Below are 16,336 nucleotides of genomic sequence, written 5' to 3'. Positions count from 1 at the left end.
CACGGATTCAGATTAATTATTAAAGATATAATTAATGATATTAGCACCCATTTTTAGAGCTTTTTCTCGAACATCAATTGGATCATTATTAACTTCAGGGTCTTCCCATCCATCACCTAAATCACATTCGAAAGTGTAAAGAAGCACTAATTTGTTTTGGATAAATATTCCAAAAGCTTGTGGGCGTTTGCCGTCATGTTCGTGTATTTTTGGTAATCCATTAGGGAAAAGATATGGTTTTTGAAAAACAACATGATTGGCGGGGATTTCTATCAAATCATTATTTGGAAATATTTTCTTTATTTCTTTTCTGATGTATTGATTCATCCCATAATTATCATCAATATGCAAAAAACCACCAGCCAACAAATAATTCTTGAGATTAATCACGTCAGTATCGCTAAAAACAACATTCCCATGACCAGTCATATGAACCAGTGGATAGGAAAGTAAATCGGGACTTCCTGGCTCGACAGTTCCAGGCTTGAGCTTTATTTTGGTATTTATATTTGCGTTACAGTATTTGATTAAATTAGGTAACGAAGTAGGATTGGCATACCAATCACCGCCACCGCTATACTTTAATAATGCAATTTCCTGTGAAAATGAAGCAACAGAAATTAATAGCAATAAATAATATATTTTTTTCATAACTATAAATTCAGAATCATTAATTCTTACTCTTCATTAACAAAAACAACGCTATGACACGCAACAAGGGCGGCAGTTTCTGTACGTAATCTTGTATTGCCTAAAGAAACCGGAACATATTTGCTATCAAGTGCTAATTCGATTTCTTTTTCTGTAAAATCTCCTTCCGGTCCAATTAATAGGGTAACATTTTTATTTGCCTCTAATGCTGATTTCAAAGTTTTTTTATTGGTTTCCTCACAATGGGCTATAAAATTTAAACCTTCCCGCTCTTGTTTAATAAACTCTTTGAAAGATATCGCATCGTTCAATTTTGGCAGAAACAATATATTCGATTGCTTCATAGCAGTCAATAAAATTTTATCAAATCTTTCGTTATTAATCACTTTTCGTTCGGAACGATCGCAAATAATAGGAGTGATTTCATGAATGCCAATTTCAGTAGCTTTCTCTAAAAACCATTCAAAACGATCATTCATTTTAGTCGGTGCAACCGCTAAATGCAAATGGAATTTTGAAGGTGCCGACTTTTCGAAAGAAATGATTTTCACGGTACATTTATTGTCAGAAGCTAAAGTGATTTCAGTTTTGAATAAATACCCTAAACCATTGGTAACATATAAAATATCACTATCTTTTTTACGTAATACTTTAATGATGTGTTTGCTTTCTTCTTTGTCAAAAGAAAAGTTCTCAGTAGTATCGTTAATAGTTGGATTGTAAAATAATTGCATAATTTAGAATTGTATTCTTGCTTTAGAAACAACAGCTGAAGTTTCAAAATTTCCGGTTAAAAATTTTTGGTAACCTACAATTCCAATCATTGCAGCATTATCCGTGGTGTACTCAAATTTAGGAACAAATGTTTTCCATCCATATTTATTTTCGGCTTGCGCCATAGCGTTTCTTATTCCTGAATTGGCCGAAACTCCTCCGCCAATTGCTATTTGCTTTATTCCCGTTTCCTTTACGGCTAATTTCAACTTATCCATTAGAATCTCAATAATGGTGTATTGAATAGAGGCACAAATATCATTTAGGTTTTCGTCAACAAAATTTGGATGCTCTAATTTTTTCTTTTGAATAAAATATAAAATAGCAGTTTTTAAACCAGAAAAACTAAAGTCTAATCCAGGAACTTTTGGTTTTGTAAAAGCAAAAGCTTTAGGATTCCCTAATTGAGCATATTTATCTATCAAAGGTCCACCTGGATAAGGAAGTCCAAGTATTTTTGCGCTTTTGTCAAAAGCTTCTCCAACAGCATCATCAGTAGTTTCTCCTATAATTTCCAGATCAAAAAAATCATTCACTCTCACAATCTGGGTATGTCCGCCACTTATGGTTAAAGCTAAAAAGGGAAAGGTAGGCTTTTCAAATCCTTCTTCATGAATAAAATGAGCTAAAATATGGGCATGCATATGATTCACGGCAATCAAAGGAATTTTCAAAGCTAAAGCTAATGATTTGGCAAATGAACTTCCTACTAAAAGGGAACCCATCAGTCCAGGACCTTGAGTAAAAGCAATTGCTGACAACTGTTCTTTTTGTATATTTGCTTTTCGAAGAGCTGCGTCAATAACAGGTACTATATTTTGTTGGTGTGCACGAGAGGCAAGTTCAGGAACTACACCTCCATATTGATTGTGAATCAGTTGATTAGCTACTATGTTTGACAATACTTTGTCCTTTTGTAAAACAGCTGCTGCAGTATCATCGCAAGAACTTTCGATAGCAAGAATAAAAACCTCGGGATTTTGCATAAAAAGGCACAAATTTTGAATTATATTTGACAATCCTATGTAAAAAATGTTTTTTTACATAAAAGGGCAAAATTAAAGAATTTTTATTAAAGCTGCCGTTGTTTCCAAAAGCAAAATAAAATTTTTATAAAAAATTAAACAAATAAATAAGTATCAAAAAGTTTAAAAAAATAGTATTTCGTTCTCTACTTGGACTTATCTTACTTTTATTGGTGCTTGGTATAGCACTTTCCACGCCTTATGTTCAAACAAAAATTGCTCAATATTTTGTTCGTAGCATAAATAAAGATTTTGGAACCAATATTGCTATAGATGGAGTTGCGGTATCTGTTTTTGGAGGAGTAAAATTCAAAAAAGTATTAATAAGTGACCATCATAAAGATACGCTTATTTTTGCCGATAGAATAAAAACTACAATTTTAGAAGGAAAAAAATTATTAGATGGCGATTTAATTTTTGATGATTTGGATTTGCATGGATTACTTTTTAATTTGAGAACTTATAAAAATGAGAAAGAATCCAACTTAGACAAATTTATTATTGCATTTGAAACAGGCAAACCATCAGCTAAGAAGTTTTTGCTGAAAGCCAATAAGCTGCAAATTTACGACGGACATTTTATTTTGACAGATGATAATCGGGATAATCCAAAAGATCTTGATTTTACTAAGCTTAACGCCTCAGTAAGTGATTTCCAAATATACGGCCCGGATGTGACTACCAACATAAACAAGATGTCATTTTTAGATTTTCGCGGTTTGTATGTGAAAAATTTAAGCTCAAAATTCAGCTATTCAAAAAAGAATATAAAACTGGAAAAGCTTGATTTGTTAACAAGGGAATCGACATTAAATGGGACTGTTGTATTAAATTATAAAATTGAAGATTTCTCTGATTTTACCGATAAAGTACAGTTTGATATCAAGTTGAATTCGGCTTCCATATCTTCAAATGATATTCGCTATTTTTATAAGGAATTAGGTAAAAACCAACATTTTTACACTAAGTCAAGTATTAAAGGAACTCTTAATGATTTAAAATTTAGTAATTTAGAATTGGTTGATGACAGGAAGACACAAATAAACGGGAATATCAATTTTAAAAATCTGTTTGCCAAAAAAGGTCAAAAATTCTCCATGTATGCTAAATTTGATAAGTTAACCTCAAGTTACGAGGATTTGATAGTCATACTGCCTAATATTTTAGGAAATAAATTACCAACTTCTTTAAAAAAACTGGGTAGATTTTCAGCATCAGGAACCTCAAGTTTTTCCACTACTGCAGTTCAAGCTGATTTTTCTATGATTACTGCATTGGGGAAAGTGACTTCTAACTTAGAAATACAAAATATAGATGTAATTGACAAGGCTTCTTATATAGGAAATGTAATTTTAGACAATTTTGATATTGGAACTTTATTCGAACAAAAAGATCTTGGAAGGGTAACTTTGAATATTGATGTTGATGGAAAAGGGTTTAAACAAAAATATTTGGATACCGCTATTAAAGGTGATGTTTCAAAAATAGATTATAAAAATTATACTTACACAAATGTTGTTGTAAATGGTACTTTCAAATTGCCTAATTACAAAGGTCAGGTTTCTATAAATGACCCCAATTTGAGTATGACTTTCGATGGTTTATTGGATTTAAGTAAAAAAGACAGTCGATATGATTTTCATATTAATGTTGAAAATGCAGATTTATCTAAATTAAAGTTAGTAAAAGATTCGGTATCTGTTTTTAAAGGGGATGTTGTGGTTCAGGCTTCAGGGAATACTATAGAAAATTTTCAGGGAAATGTTTACATCAATAAAACCTCTTATCAAAATGTAAAGGGAACTTATAATTTTGATGATTTTACCGTAATTTCCAGTTTCGACCAGAGTAGAATTAGAACAATAACTGTGAATTCTCCCGATATTGTTCAGGGTGAAATTGTGGGTAGATATGAATTCAATCAGTTGAAAAATTTAGTGACAAATTCTTTGGGGAGTCTTTATACAAATTACAAACCAAATAAGGTAAAAAAAGGACAGTTTCTGAAGTTTGATTTTACGATTTATAATAAAATCATCGAAATATTTTATCCGGAAATTTCAATAGGGTCTAATACGATTGTGAAAGGAAGTATAAACTCGGATAATCAGGAATTTAAGCTCAATTTTAATTCGCCAAAAATTAGTGCGTCAGATAATACTTTTGATAATATCAGAATTTCAGTCGATAATAAAAATCCACTTTATAATGCTTATATAGAGTTGGATAGCATAAAAACTAAATATTATAAAATTAGGGATTTTAGCTTGATAAATGTAACTATGAAAGATACATTATTCTTTCGTTCTGAATTTAAAGGAGGTACAAATGGGGAAGATTATTATAATTTAAATTTATATCACACCATAAATGCAGCCAATAAAAACGTTGTTGGAATTAGTAAATCCGAAGTTAAGTTTAAGGATTATCTATGGTTTTTGAATGCAAAAGAAACACCTGATAATCAGATTGTTTTTGATAAGGAATTTAAAAATTTCAATATTGATAATATCATATTGTCCCACGAAGATCAGGAAATTTCACTAATGGGCGACTTAAACGGTTCTTCCTATAAAGATTTAAAACTGAGTTTTAAAGATGTTGATCTAAACAAAATTACACCTGATAACGACAAATTTGTTTTTAAAGGAAATATTAATGGGGAAGTAAATTATAAACAAGATAAAAATGTTTATCAGCCAACTTCTTCCATTGTAATTGATCAGTTGAATGTAAACAATACAGATTTAGGTATTTTGAATTTTAATATCGAAGGAGATGAAAGCTTCAGGAAATTTACAATAAATTCTAATATTGAAAATGAAAATTTAGAATCTTTCAATGCCAATGGAACTTTTGAAATCGTAAATAAGGAAACAATTTTAGATTTAAAACTAAAATTCGAAAAGTTTAATTTGGGGACGTTGAGTTCACTGGGAGGAGAGGTTTTATCAAATATTAGGGGATCGGTATCCGGTAATTCGGTAATTCAGGGAAATCTTAAAAAACCAGAAATCAATGGGCGTCTTTTTGTAGACAATGCAGGATTGACTGTTCCTTATTTGAATACGGATTATGAATTAAAAGATAAAACAATTATTGATTTGGCTGATGAAAAGTTTTTGTTTAGAAATAATACCTTAACAGATACAAAATACGGAACCAAGGGAACTTTGAATGGAAGTGTCGAACATAATAATTTTTCTGATTGGAAATTAGATTTAACTATTAATTCGAAAAGACTTTTAGCTTTAGATACAAAAGACAGCGATGATGCTGCTTATTATGGTACCGCTTTTATAGACGGAACGGCAACTATAAAGGGTCCAACGAACTCTTTATTTATTAAAGTTGATGCGAAATCAGAAAAAGGAACTGCAATTAAAATTCCGATTAATAATGCCGAAAGTGTAAGTGATAATAAATTTATTCATTTTGTGACCGCTAAAGAAAAGTACAATATCGAAAAAGGGATTTTTGAGAGTACCAGAAATTATAGCGGACTTGAATTAGAGTTTGATTTTGATATTACACCGGATGCTGAAGTGGAAGTTATTTTAGATAGGAATACGGGACACGGAATGAAAGGGAAAGGTTTTGGTTCCTTATTATTTAAGATAAACACATTGGGTAAGTTTAATATGTGGGGCGATTTCCAGGCTTATGAAGGAACGTATAACTTTAAATACGGTGGACTTATTGATAAAAAGTTTGCTGTCAAAAAAGGAGGGTCAATTTCTTGGGAAGGGAATCCTATGAAAGCACAATTAAACTTGGAGGCTGTGTATAAAACAATAGCAAATCCTGCAGTATTATTAGAAAATTCTTCCTTTAACACTAAAGTTCCTGTCGAAGTAATTATAGGTCTTCGTGGTGATTTAACAAGTCCCGAACCTGATTTTAATATAGAATTCCCAACAGTGAGTAATGTTTTGAAATCAGAAATTCAATACAAGTTAAATGATAAGGATGTTAGGCAAACTCAGGCATTGTATTTATTATCTTCGGGTGGTTTTTTAAGTCCTGAAGGGGTAAATCAATCTGATTTTTCGGCAAGTTTATTTGAAACTGCAACAAGCTTATTAGGGGGGATAATTCAAACGGATAATGAAAAATTCAAAGTAGGAATCAATTTTGTTTCTGCAGATAAAAGAATAGGAAGAGAAACTGATGGAAGATTCGTGGCAACTATTTCCTCAAAAATTAATGAAAGGATTACAATTAATGGTAAAGTTGGGGTTCCTTTTGGAGGAATAAATGAATCCGCAATTGTAGGCGATTTAGAAGTGCTTTATAGAGTTAACGAAGATGGAACAATGAATTTACGTCTTTTTAATAAAGAAAATGATATTAATTACATAGGGCAGGGAATAGGATATACACAAGGTTTAGGGGTTTCTTACGAAGTAGATTTTGATACTTTTAAAGAATTAGTAAATAAAATATTTAAGAAACATCAACTTGAAATTCAGACGGAATCAGCAGCTGAAGATCAAGATTCTAATTTATCTCCGGATTATATTAATTTTATGAAATCTAAAAAACCAACTACAAAAAAACAAAAAGCAAATCAGGAAGCTGTAATTCCTAAAGAGGATTAATACCTTTTGTCTGGCTTTAAAAGTCTAAATTATAACGAAGATACATAAGTGTTGCTTTATAAATACTTACGATTATTTGTAATTTTCTTGAATCAATTACGATAACACTTTAACTAAATAGTGTATTTCTTGATAGTTATAGTTATTTTAAGCTAATCTCTAATACGAGAATAAAAGACTAATTAATTGTTAATTATCAAATAATAATTGATTTTTTTTTAATTTTGTTAAATAAAATAGGTTTTATTTTGGTTTTTTAAAAACTTATTAACGAAAACGTTTGAATTTAGGGTGCTTTGCTAATTTATAAAAAATGCAGCTTTAAAAGTGCTGAATGTTTGCTAATTTTACACTTTAATACTTAAATAATGCCAAAAACAATAAAAAAGGTTGGTGTTCTAACCTCTGGTGGAGATTCACCAGGAATGAATGCAGCAATACGCTCAGTTGTTCGAACATGTGCTTATCATAATATAGAATGCATAGGTATATACAGAGGGTATCAAGGAATGATTGAAGGTGACTTCAAAGAAATGGGACCTCGAAGTGTAAACAACATTGTAAATAAAGGAGGGACGATTTTAAAATCGGCTCGTTCTACAGAATTCAGAACTCCTGAAGGCAGAAAGAAAGCACATGAAAATCTTGTAAAAGCTGGAATTGATGCCTTAGTTGTAATTGGAGGTGACGGAACCTTTACCGGAGGGTTGATATTTAATACTGAATTTGGATTTCCAGTTATGGGAATTCCAGGTACTATTGATAATGATATTTTTGGTACAAGCCATACTTTAGGATATGATACCGCATTAAATACGGTAGTTGATGTAATTGATAAAATTAGAGATACTGCAAGTTCTCATAACCGTTTATTCTTTGTAGAGGTAATGGGAAGAGATGCTGGTCATATTGCTTTGAATGCAGGAATTGGTGCTGGAGCTGAAGAGATTCTAATTCCAGAAGAGGATTTAGGATTGGAAAGATTGTTAGAATCATTGCAAAAAAGTAAAGCTTCTGGAAAATCATCCAGTATAGTTGTTATCGCTGAAGGAGATAAAATTGGTAAAAACGTATTCGAATTGAAAGATTATGTTGAAGCTAATTTACCTGAATATGATGTGAGAGTTTCTGTTCTTGGTCATATGCAACGTGGTGGTTCACCATCATGTTTCGATAGAGTATTGGCTAGTAGATTAGGAGTGAAAGCGGTTGAATCATTATTAGAAGGCAAATCAAATTATATGGTTGGCTTACAAAGTGATAAAGTTGCCTTGACACCATTAGAACAAGCTATAAAAGGTAAAACGGAAATTGATAGAGAGCTATTAAGAGTTTCAGATATAATGTCAACATAGAAGTGGTTAAAGTTTATTGTGAGGAAATTAGACTTTATATAAGTTAAATAAATACAAACAAAAATTAAAGTAAAATGTCAAAAGTAAAATTAGGAATAAACGGATTTGGAAGAATTGGAAGAATTGTATTCAGAGAATCTTTCAACAGAGATAATGTAGAAGTTGTAGCTATCAACGATTTATTAGATGTAGATCATTTAGCTTACTTATTAAAATATGATTCAGTTCACGGTCGTTTTAATGGAACTGTTGAAGTTATTGACGGAAAGCTTTTTGTAAACGGAAAAAACATTCGTATTACTGCTGAAAGAAATCCTGCAGATTTAAAATGGAATGAAGTTGATGTTGATATAGTTGCTGAATGTACAGGTTTCTTTACAACTATTGAAACTGCAAGCGAGCATATCAAAGGTGGTGCTAAAAAAGTAATTATTTCTGCTCCTTCTGCTGATGCTCCAATGTTTGTAATGGGAGTAAACCATGATAAAGCTTTAGCAACCGATACAGTTGTTTCTAATGCGTCTTGTACTACTAACTGTTTAGCTCCATTAGCTAAAGTTATTAATGATAACTTTGGAATTGTTGAAGCTTTAATGACTACAGTTCACGCAACAACTTCAACTCAAATGACTACTGATGGTCCTTCTAGAAAAGACTGGAGAGGTGGACGTGCTGCTTCATGTAACATCATCCCATCTTCTACAGGTGCTGCTAAAGCAGTAGGGAAAGTTATTCCTTCATTGAACGGAAAATTAACAGGTATGTCAATGCGTGTTCCTACAACTGATGTTTCTGTAGTTGATTTAACTGTAAAAGTTGAAAAAGAAACTACTTACGAAGAAATTATGGCTGTATTGAAAAATGCTTCTGAAACTACAATGAAAGGTATCTTAGGATATACTGAAGATTTAGTTGTTTCTCAAGATTTCGTTTCTGATTCAAGAACATCTATCATTGATGCTAATGCTGGAATTGGATTGAACTCTACTTTCTTCAAAATCATCTCTTGGTATGATAATGAGTATGGTTATTCTAGCAAATTAATTGATTTATCTGTACATATTGCAGGTTTAAAATAATTCTTTATATTTACAAATCCCGTTATATTATATTTAACGGGATTTTATTTTTTGTTTACTTTTTTAAAATGGAATTTTTTTACAGCATACATTTTAAATAAGAAAAAAAACGAAATACAAAAAAACCAAAAAAACCAAAAAAAAATGAGATTATTAGTTGATAGTGGTTCTACCAAAGCCGATTGGATTGCGATAGATGACGATGGAAAAGTATTGTTTACAACACAAACATTAGGGTTGAATCCAGAAATTCTAGATGGAGATGAAATTATTGAACGTCTGAATGATCGTTTTGATATTTTACAAAATAAAAAAGAGGCCACTCATTTATTTTTCTATGGTGCAGGTTGTGGAACCGATAGAATGAAAATTTCACTTTCACAAATTTTTCAAAACTATTTTCCTAACGCAATTATTGTAGTTGAGGAGGATACTTATGCTGCAGTTTATGCTACAACGCCTAAAGGCGAAAAAGCTATTGTTAGTATATTAGGAACCGGATCTAACTGTAGCTATTTTGATGGGAAAGAATTACACCAAAAAGTACAATCATTGGGGTATATCGTTATGGATGATTGTAGCGGTAATGTTTTTGGAAAAGAATTAATCAGAAAGTATTATTTCAATAAAATGCCAAAAGAATTGGCAGTAGAATTTGAAAAAGAGTACGATTTAGACCCAGACTCTGTTAAAAGCAAATTATATAAAGAACCGAATCCAAATGCTTATTTAGCAACATTTGCTAAGTTCTTAATTCAACATAAAGATACGGAGTTTTGTAGAAAAATTATATTCAAAGGGATGAAGTCTTTTGTCAAAAATTATATTAAACAATATGATAATTGTAAAGAAGTACCTGTTCACTTTGTAGGTTCTATTGCATTTTATTTGAAAGATGAATTGCAGGAGACTTTTGATAAATATGAATTAAAATTAGGTAACGTACTAAGAAGACCAATTGATGGGCTTATTGCGTATCATATTGCTAATAAATAATTTTTATGGAGATTGCAATTATTGCGCATGATGGCAAAAAAACGGACTTGGTTCAGTTTTTAGAAAAAAACAAAGTGATTTTACAAGAGGAAAAAATAAAATTGATTGCAACAGGAACAACTGGAGGTAAAGCCGAAAATTCTGGTTTCAAAGTAACCAAAATGCTTTCAGGTCCTTTGGGAGGTGATGCTCAAATTGCAGCCAGAGTTGCAGAAGGTAAAACTCAAATGGTTTTCTTTTTTAAAGATCCATTATCAAGTCATCCTCATGAAGCTGATATTAATATGCTAATTCGTGTTTGTGATGTACATAATGTGCCATTGGCTACAAATGAGGCAACGGCACAATTACTGCTAAATGCTATAGCATTGCAATCATAGAAATTTCTACATTTACATTTTTTGGCAAACAAGCCACTTGAACCGTTTCACGAGCTGGAGCGGTTTTTTCGTTAAAATAAGAACCATAAATAGTATTTATTTTTCCAAAATCATTCATATTCATTATGAATATTGTAGTTTTTACTACGTTTTCAAATGTCATTCCAGCAGCATCTAAAACTGCTTTCATGTTTTGCATCACTTGTTCTGTTTCGGCTTCAATTGTAGTGGTAACTAATTCTCTGTTAGCTGGATTTATTGCAATTTGACCGGAAGTATAAAGCGTATTTCCTTTAAGAACAGCCTGATTGTATGGGCCAATTGGAGCAGGTGCGTTTTCTGTAAAAATTATCTTTTTCATAAAAATGGATGTATTAAATTGTTTTAGTCCTCTTAAATTATTTCCGTTAAATAGAATGAAGTGCAGAATGTTTAGTTTACTCGGTTGGTTAACTAAATGTAATTACCTATTGGTACTACTTCGTTTGTCAAATTTTATGTCACTTAATACCCCAGATTTTATCCCAATGAAGAATCCCCAGTTGGCATTTGTTCCAAACGGTGTCCAATTGAAATCCATTCTCCAACTCAATAAATCTCTTTCGAAACGAAGCTGGGTGAATGTAACTCCTTTTTGTACAAAATCATAACCTGTGGATACACCTGCTTTCCATTTAGGAGTTATATCTGCATTAGCAGAAATCATTATGGAATTCCCTATAATTTTTTTTTCTCTATTGTTGTTTCCATAAGTCAGGGAATAGGCAAAAGTCATATCCCATGGCAGTTTTGCACTGAAAAATTCTGAAATGGCATCTTCACCTTCTTCTTCACTTTCGTCAAATTGGCTTCTTCTATTATCGCTTAAGTCTGTATTTGTTCCGAATAAATCATCTTCCCGACCACCATTTCTTTCGCTTTGAACGTTTTTGTCTTTCTTGACTTTGTCTTTTTCTTTGCTCGATATGGCATAATTTAAGGTCATATTTGCACTAGTCATTCTAAAAAGACTTCCACCATTATCGATATTAAAAACATTAATTCTCGTGCCTGAATTATCAATTGCATATGGATCTAAGGTGGCACCAAAATTTACATTCATTTTGTTGGCAAAAAGTTGTGTTCCTCCACTGACTCTAACAGGTGAAAACGCTAGGGAAGTTACCCCGTCAGCGTTAAGATTATAACTGGTTGAAAGATTTAAGTTGTTTAATAACATTATTTTTTTTGGTTCAACCTTAGTACTGTCTTTATCAGTTACTTTAGCTTCAAAAGTATTGCTTAAATCAAAACCTAAATTATTTGAGTTTGATATACCTGGAGCTCCAAAAATTCCACCTTCAAATCGAGAGTATTGTTTTATCATAGTTCCAGTTGCATCTGAGGCATAGGTGTCATAATATTTCTCAAAACTTGGAGTATAACCATACGAAACTGATGGTCGCATGACGTGTCGAATAGATTTTATTTTTTTATTGGCTCCAAAATTAAATGTACCATATATAGTAGTTCCTAAACTTGATGAAAAAGAATACGTTCTAAAAGCATCAAATCCATTTACAATATTATCGACTACTTTGCTTTGCTCATCATCATAGCTTCTATTGATAGTTTTTGTGTACCAAACTTCTTTATAATTAAAAGAGGAGGAAGCACTGAAATATTTAAATAATTTAAAATTTGTACTTAATGGGATAGTGTGTTCAATACCTGTTTTTGCATTCCTAAACATTTCAGGCTTAAAGAATAAAGAATCAGTGGTTATAATGCTGTTTTTACCGCTTAAATTATATTGTAGATTGATATTTTTAAAGAACCCTTTTTTAACGCCATCTTTTCCAACGAAAGGATACAACCTATCCACACTTACTTGCAGTGTTGGTAAAGTCATATTGATCTCTTCAGTTTGTGTATTTTGAGAATGTGTTGCAGTCAATGACATTCTAACCTGTGGCACTGAATTGAATGTTTTGCTGTAGGAGATGGATGAGCTTAATGTATTATTAAGATTCGAACCTATATTAGCTTGATTTATAGATTGCTTAAAATATTTACTGCTTCCAAGATTTACCGAAGCAGAAAAACTCGAGTTTGGGTTCGATTTTGAATCTTTGGAATGAGACCATTGTATATTGTAAATTTTTTGTTTTGAATAATCAGGATAGCCTCTTTCACTGGTAATTAAATTCTCAAAACGTACATTCAAATTACCTCGATATTTATAGCGTTCCGCATAACTAGATTCAAAACGCATTCCATAACTTCCGTTAGTGTAATAATCACCTAAAACGGTTAAATCATAATTATCACTAAGGGCAAAATAATAACCTCCATTTTGTAAAGAAAAACCTCTTGTATTAGAATCATTGTAACTAGGTAAAATCAATCCAGAGACGCTGGTCTCTTTACTCATTGGAAAAAAAGCAAAAGGCAAAGCCACTGGAGTCGGTACGTTAGCAATAACCATATGGGTTAAGCCGGTAACTACTTTTTTACCTGGAATAAATTTAACTTTATTGGTTTGAAAATAATATTCTGGATTATCCACATCTTTTGATGTGGTGAACCGTGCTTTTTTTAGAAAATAGACCGAATCGTTTTCTTTTTTGGTAATAGCTGCTTTTATTTTAAATTCTCCTTGATCTGATCTTGAATTCCAAATCAAGGCTTTTTTAGTTTTAAAATTAAAACGAATGGAATCCGGTTCTACAACATTGGCACCTTGTTTGAAATTGGGGTATTGCGTGTATGCTCCTGTGGAGTCTTTTATTCGACCAGCATAGACTTCGTTCTTTTCATAGTCCATGACGATTATCCCTGATTTTAATTCAACATCTTGATAATAAAGTTCCGCTTTATCATATAAAGTAATAAGTTTTTTCTTTTGATCAATTTTGGCATAGTTTTCAGCCCTATATTTTACTTTACCGTCAAGAAATGCTTTTTTTGGTTTGACAGTGTCTTTTTTTATCGAATCTGTTTCTATTTTTAAATCTGTAATTGAATTTTCAGGATTCCCAGTAACGATTTTGGTGGTATCTGTTTGTGCTTTAGTGGGTATAGCTGTTGTTTTTTTTATTATATCTTGTGAATATAATTTAGCAGATCCTATTGTTAGGAAAATTGATAATAAAACGATATTAAATAAGTTTGTATGCAAAGGTTTAAATGCTATTTTTGTAAAATTATGGCCTGTTTTTTGAGATGTCAAACTTACATATAATTTTTTGTCAAAAATAATCAAATAAAGAATTTATAACCTTAGTGTTTTAATTAAAATTAACTTTTAGATTTATGCATATCACATATAAAATTAAAATAATATTTTTTCTCCTTCTCGCGACAGTTCCTTTTACCACCTATAGTCAATCCAATATATTTAGAGTAACCTTAGATGCGGGACATGGTGCTCATGATTTTGGTGCTGTATATGAAGGTCGTGTTGAAAAGAATATTGCTCTGGCTGTAGTTTTAAAAGTAGGGAAAATATTGGAGGCTACTCCTAAAATTAGCGTTACCTATACCCGAAAAACGGACGTATTTATTGATTTAATTGAAAGGGCAAATATCGCCAATAGATCAGATGCTACTATTTTTGTGTCAATTCACTGTAATGCAAATAGAAACACTGCAGCTGATGGCACCGAAACTTATGTTATGGGTATGAATAAAGTTGCTTCTAACCTTGAAGCCGCGAAAAAAGAGAACTCTGTAATTACTTTGGAAAAAGATTACAAACAAAAATACGAAGGTTTTGATCCGAACTCTCCAGAAACTATGATTGGAATGACCTTGATGCAAGAGGAATATTTAGATAATAGTATTTCGCTGGCAAGTAAAGTGGAAGAAGAGTTTGCGGATTTAGGTAAAAAAATTAGAGGCGGTGGAGTTAAACAAGCTCCTTTTATGGTACTTCACAAAGCTTATATGCCAAGGGTATTGATAGAAATGGGATTTATTTCTAATTCTATTGAGGGAAATACTTTAAATTCTGAGGAAGGTCAAAATGAAATAGCTAAAGCAATTGCAGACGCTATTATAAGTTATAAAAGAGATTATTATGGAAATGGAGAAACAGAGATTTTTGACGAGAAACCATCTCAGAAAATTATTGAGAAACCAATAAAAGACACTTCATCACCGATAAAGCCTAAAGTAAATTTAAATTCTTCGGAAGTTAAAAAAACAATTAAAAGCACAGACAATTCTTCTGCTTTATTCAAAGTGCAACTTTCTGCCAGTGTTAGAAAAGTTGAATTAGCGCCTAAAAATTTTAAAGGATTGAAAAATATTTCTGTAGCATATGATAACAGAGTTTATAAATATATGTATGGTGAAACTCCAGATTATGATGAGGCAAAAAAGCAATTACAGGAAGCAAAAGAAAAAGGATATGATTCGGCTTTTTTAATTGCATTTAAAAATGGAGAAAAAATTAGTATCCAAGAAGCACTTAAATAATAATAACAAGTTAAAATATTTTACATTAATTTTGCAAAAAAAATTACATTTTGAAAATAACGAGAGAAATTAAAACTGCTATATTAGTCATTGCATCTATTTTATTATTCATTTGGGGCTATAGTTTTTTGAAAGGAAGAGACCTTTTTACCAATTACAAAACATTTTATGTTGAATATAAAAGTGTGGAAGGATTAGCTGCATCGGCTCCTGTAACTTTAAACGGTTTGGTTATAGGTAAAGTAAACAGTATTACAATAGATGAAAACACAGGTGTTTTATTAGTTGAATTACAATTAAAAACTGATTTTCCAATTTCTAAATCGAGTACGGCTTCTATTTATGAGCCAGGATTTATAGGAGGAAAACAAATTGCAATTATTCCTAATTTTGAAGATAAAACCTTAGCTGTTGATGGTCAAAAATTACAAGGCGGAGTAAAATTAGGACTGACAGATAAAGTAGGAGATCAATTAGCTCCACTTCAGGAAAAATTAGAAAAATTATTGGGAAGTACTGAAAAATTAATTTCAGGATTAAATAATGTTTTAGACCAAAAAGGACAGCAGGATTTAAAGCTTACATTAGCGGAATTGAGCAAGACTATCGAACAATTTCATAAAGCTTCTTTAAGCGTTAATACTTTATTAGATGCTAACAAAACTCAAATAAATGGAGTTGTTACTAATTTTAATAAAATATCCGGAAATTTTTCTAAAATATCTGATTCGCTGAATAAAGCTGATTTAGGAAAAACAGTTAAAAATCTAAATGCAACTTTAGCTAGAGTCGATGGTATTATGAGCGGTTTGGAATCTGGGAAAGGCTCTATGGGCAAATTATTGAACGATGAAGCTTTCTACCAAAATATTAAAAGTTCCACAAAAGAATTAGAATTATTATTACAAGATGTTAGACTTTACCCAACTAGATATGTAAATGTTTCTTTGTTTGGAAAGAAAAACAAACCTTATGTTGGTCCTGTAAACGATTCTATCCCTAAGTAAAAAATTA

12 protein-coding genes are annotated in these 16,336 nt (G+C 31.4%); 7 read left to right on the top strand and 5 right to left on the bottom strand.

Annotation, left to right across the window (positions count from 1 at the left end; all coding sequences use genetic code 11):
* Positions 1–12: 12 nt before the first annotated feature.
* The 3 genes from ACM55F_RS02305 to tsaD are packed head-to-tail and all read right to left on the bottom strand — an operon-like array spanning position 13 to position 2,411.
* Positions 13–651 carry a DUF4159 domain-containing protein gene (locus ACM55F_RS02305; protein ID WP_416852095.1) on the bottom strand — a complete coding sequence of 213 codons (639 nt, stop codon included), beginning with the start codon at positions 649–651 and terminating at the stop codon, positions 13–15.
* A gap of 26 nt (positions 652–677) precedes the next feature.
* A complete protein-coding gene (locus tag ACM55F_RS02300) occupies positions 678–1,385 on the bottom strand; it encodes a 16S rRNA (uracil(1498)-N(3))-methyltransferase (protein ID WP_416852094.1) in 708 nt (235 codons plus the stop codon).
* 3 nt (positions 1,386–1,388) lie between these two features.
* Positions 1,389–2,411, bottom strand: a complete 1,023-nt coding sequence (tsaD, locus tag ACM55F_RS02295; protein ID WP_416852093.1) for a tRNA (adenosine(37)-N6)-threonylcarbamoyltransferase complex transferase subunit TsaD — start codon at positions 2,409–2,411, stop codon at positions 1,389–1,391.
* 212 nt (positions 2,412–2,623) lie between these two features.
* Here tsaD and ACM55F_RS02290 point away from each other — a divergent pair, with 212 nt between their 5' ends.
* The 5 genes from ACM55F_RS02290 (at position 2,624) to ACM55F_RS02270 (ending at position 10,861) form a co-directional block, all read left to right on the top strand.
* The gene (locus tag ACM55F_RS02290; protein ID WP_416852414.1) at positions 2,624–7,051 is read left to right on the top strand and encodes a translocation/assembly module TamB domain-containing protein; all 4,428 of its coding nucleotides are present in this window, start codon (positions 2,624–2,626) and stop codon (positions 7,049–7,051) included.
* A 368-nt stretch (positions 7,052–7,419) separates the two neighbouring features.
* The gene (gene pfkA, locus ACM55F_RS02285) at positions 7,420–8,406 is read left to right on the top strand and encodes a 6-phosphofructokinase (protein ID WP_416852092.1); all 987 of its coding nucleotides are present in this window, start codon (positions 7,420–7,422) and stop codon (positions 8,404–8,406) included.
* 74 nt (positions 8,407–8,480) lie between these two features.
* Entirely contained in the window at positions 8,481–9,485 is a 1,005-nt protein-coding gene (gene gap / locus ACM55F_RS02280) for a type I glyceraldehyde-3-phosphate dehydrogenase (protein WP_416852091.1), read from the top strand.
* Between the two features lie 144 nt (positions 9,486–9,629).
* Positions 9,630–10,481, top strand: a complete 852-nt coding sequence (locus ACM55F_RS02275) for an N-acetylglucosamine kinase (RefSeq protein WP_416852090.1) — start codon at positions 9,630–9,632, stop codon at positions 10,479–10,481.
* A 5-nt stretch (positions 10,482–10,486) separates the two neighbouring features.
* Positions 10,487–10,861 carry a methylglyoxal synthase gene (locus ACM55F_RS02270; protein ID WP_416852089.1) on the top strand — a complete coding sequence of 125 codons (375 nt, stop codon included), beginning with the start codon at positions 10,487–10,489 and terminating at the stop codon, positions 10,859–10,861.
* Here the strand turns inward: ACM55F_RS02270 and ACM55F_RS02265 are convergent.
* Together ACM55F_RS02265 and ACM55F_RS02260 are read right to left on the bottom strand one after the other, a co-directional pair.
* Positions 10,842–11,222 carry a RidA family protein gene (locus ACM55F_RS02265; RefSeq protein WP_416852088.1) on the bottom strand — a complete coding sequence of 127 codons (381 nt, stop codon included), beginning with the start codon at positions 11,220–11,222 and terminating at the stop codon, positions 10,842–10,844. The two genes, ACM55F_RS02270 and ACM55F_RS02265, sit on opposite strands and share 20 nt — an antisense overlap.
* A gap of 102 nt (positions 11,223–11,324) precedes the next feature.
* On the bottom strand, positions 11,325–14,072 hold the full coding sequence (locus ACM55F_RS02260) for a putative LPS assembly protein LptD (protein ID WP_416852087.1): 2,748 nt from the start codon (positions 14,070–14,072) through the stop codon (positions 11,325–11,327).
* Between the two features lie 83 nt (positions 14,073–14,155).
* Between ACM55F_RS02260 and ACM55F_RS02255 the strand changes: the two genes are divergently transcribed.
* Entirely contained in the window at positions 14,156–15,322 is a 1,167-nt protein-coding gene (locus tag ACM55F_RS02255; protein ID WP_416852086.1) for an N-acetylmuramoyl-L-alanine amidase family protein, read from the top strand.
* Positions 15,323–15,372: 50 nt separating this feature from the next.
* Positions 15,373–16,329 carry an MlaD family protein gene (locus ACM55F_RS02250; RefSeq protein WP_416852085.1) on the top strand — a complete coding sequence of 319 codons (957 nt, stop codon included), beginning with the start codon at positions 15,373–15,375 and terminating at the stop codon, positions 16,327–16,329.
* The last annotated feature ends 7 nt before the right edge of the window (positions 16,330–16,336 follow it).

It is taken from the genome of Flavobacterium melibiosi, assembly GCF_048158545.1.
GTDB lineage: Bacteria > Bacteroidota > Bacteroidia > Flavobacteriales > Flavobacteriaceae > Flavobacterium > Flavobacterium melibiosi.
The sequence above is the reverse complement of the archived record's forward strand: the minus strand, read 5'-3'. Positions and strand labels throughout refer to the sequence as shown.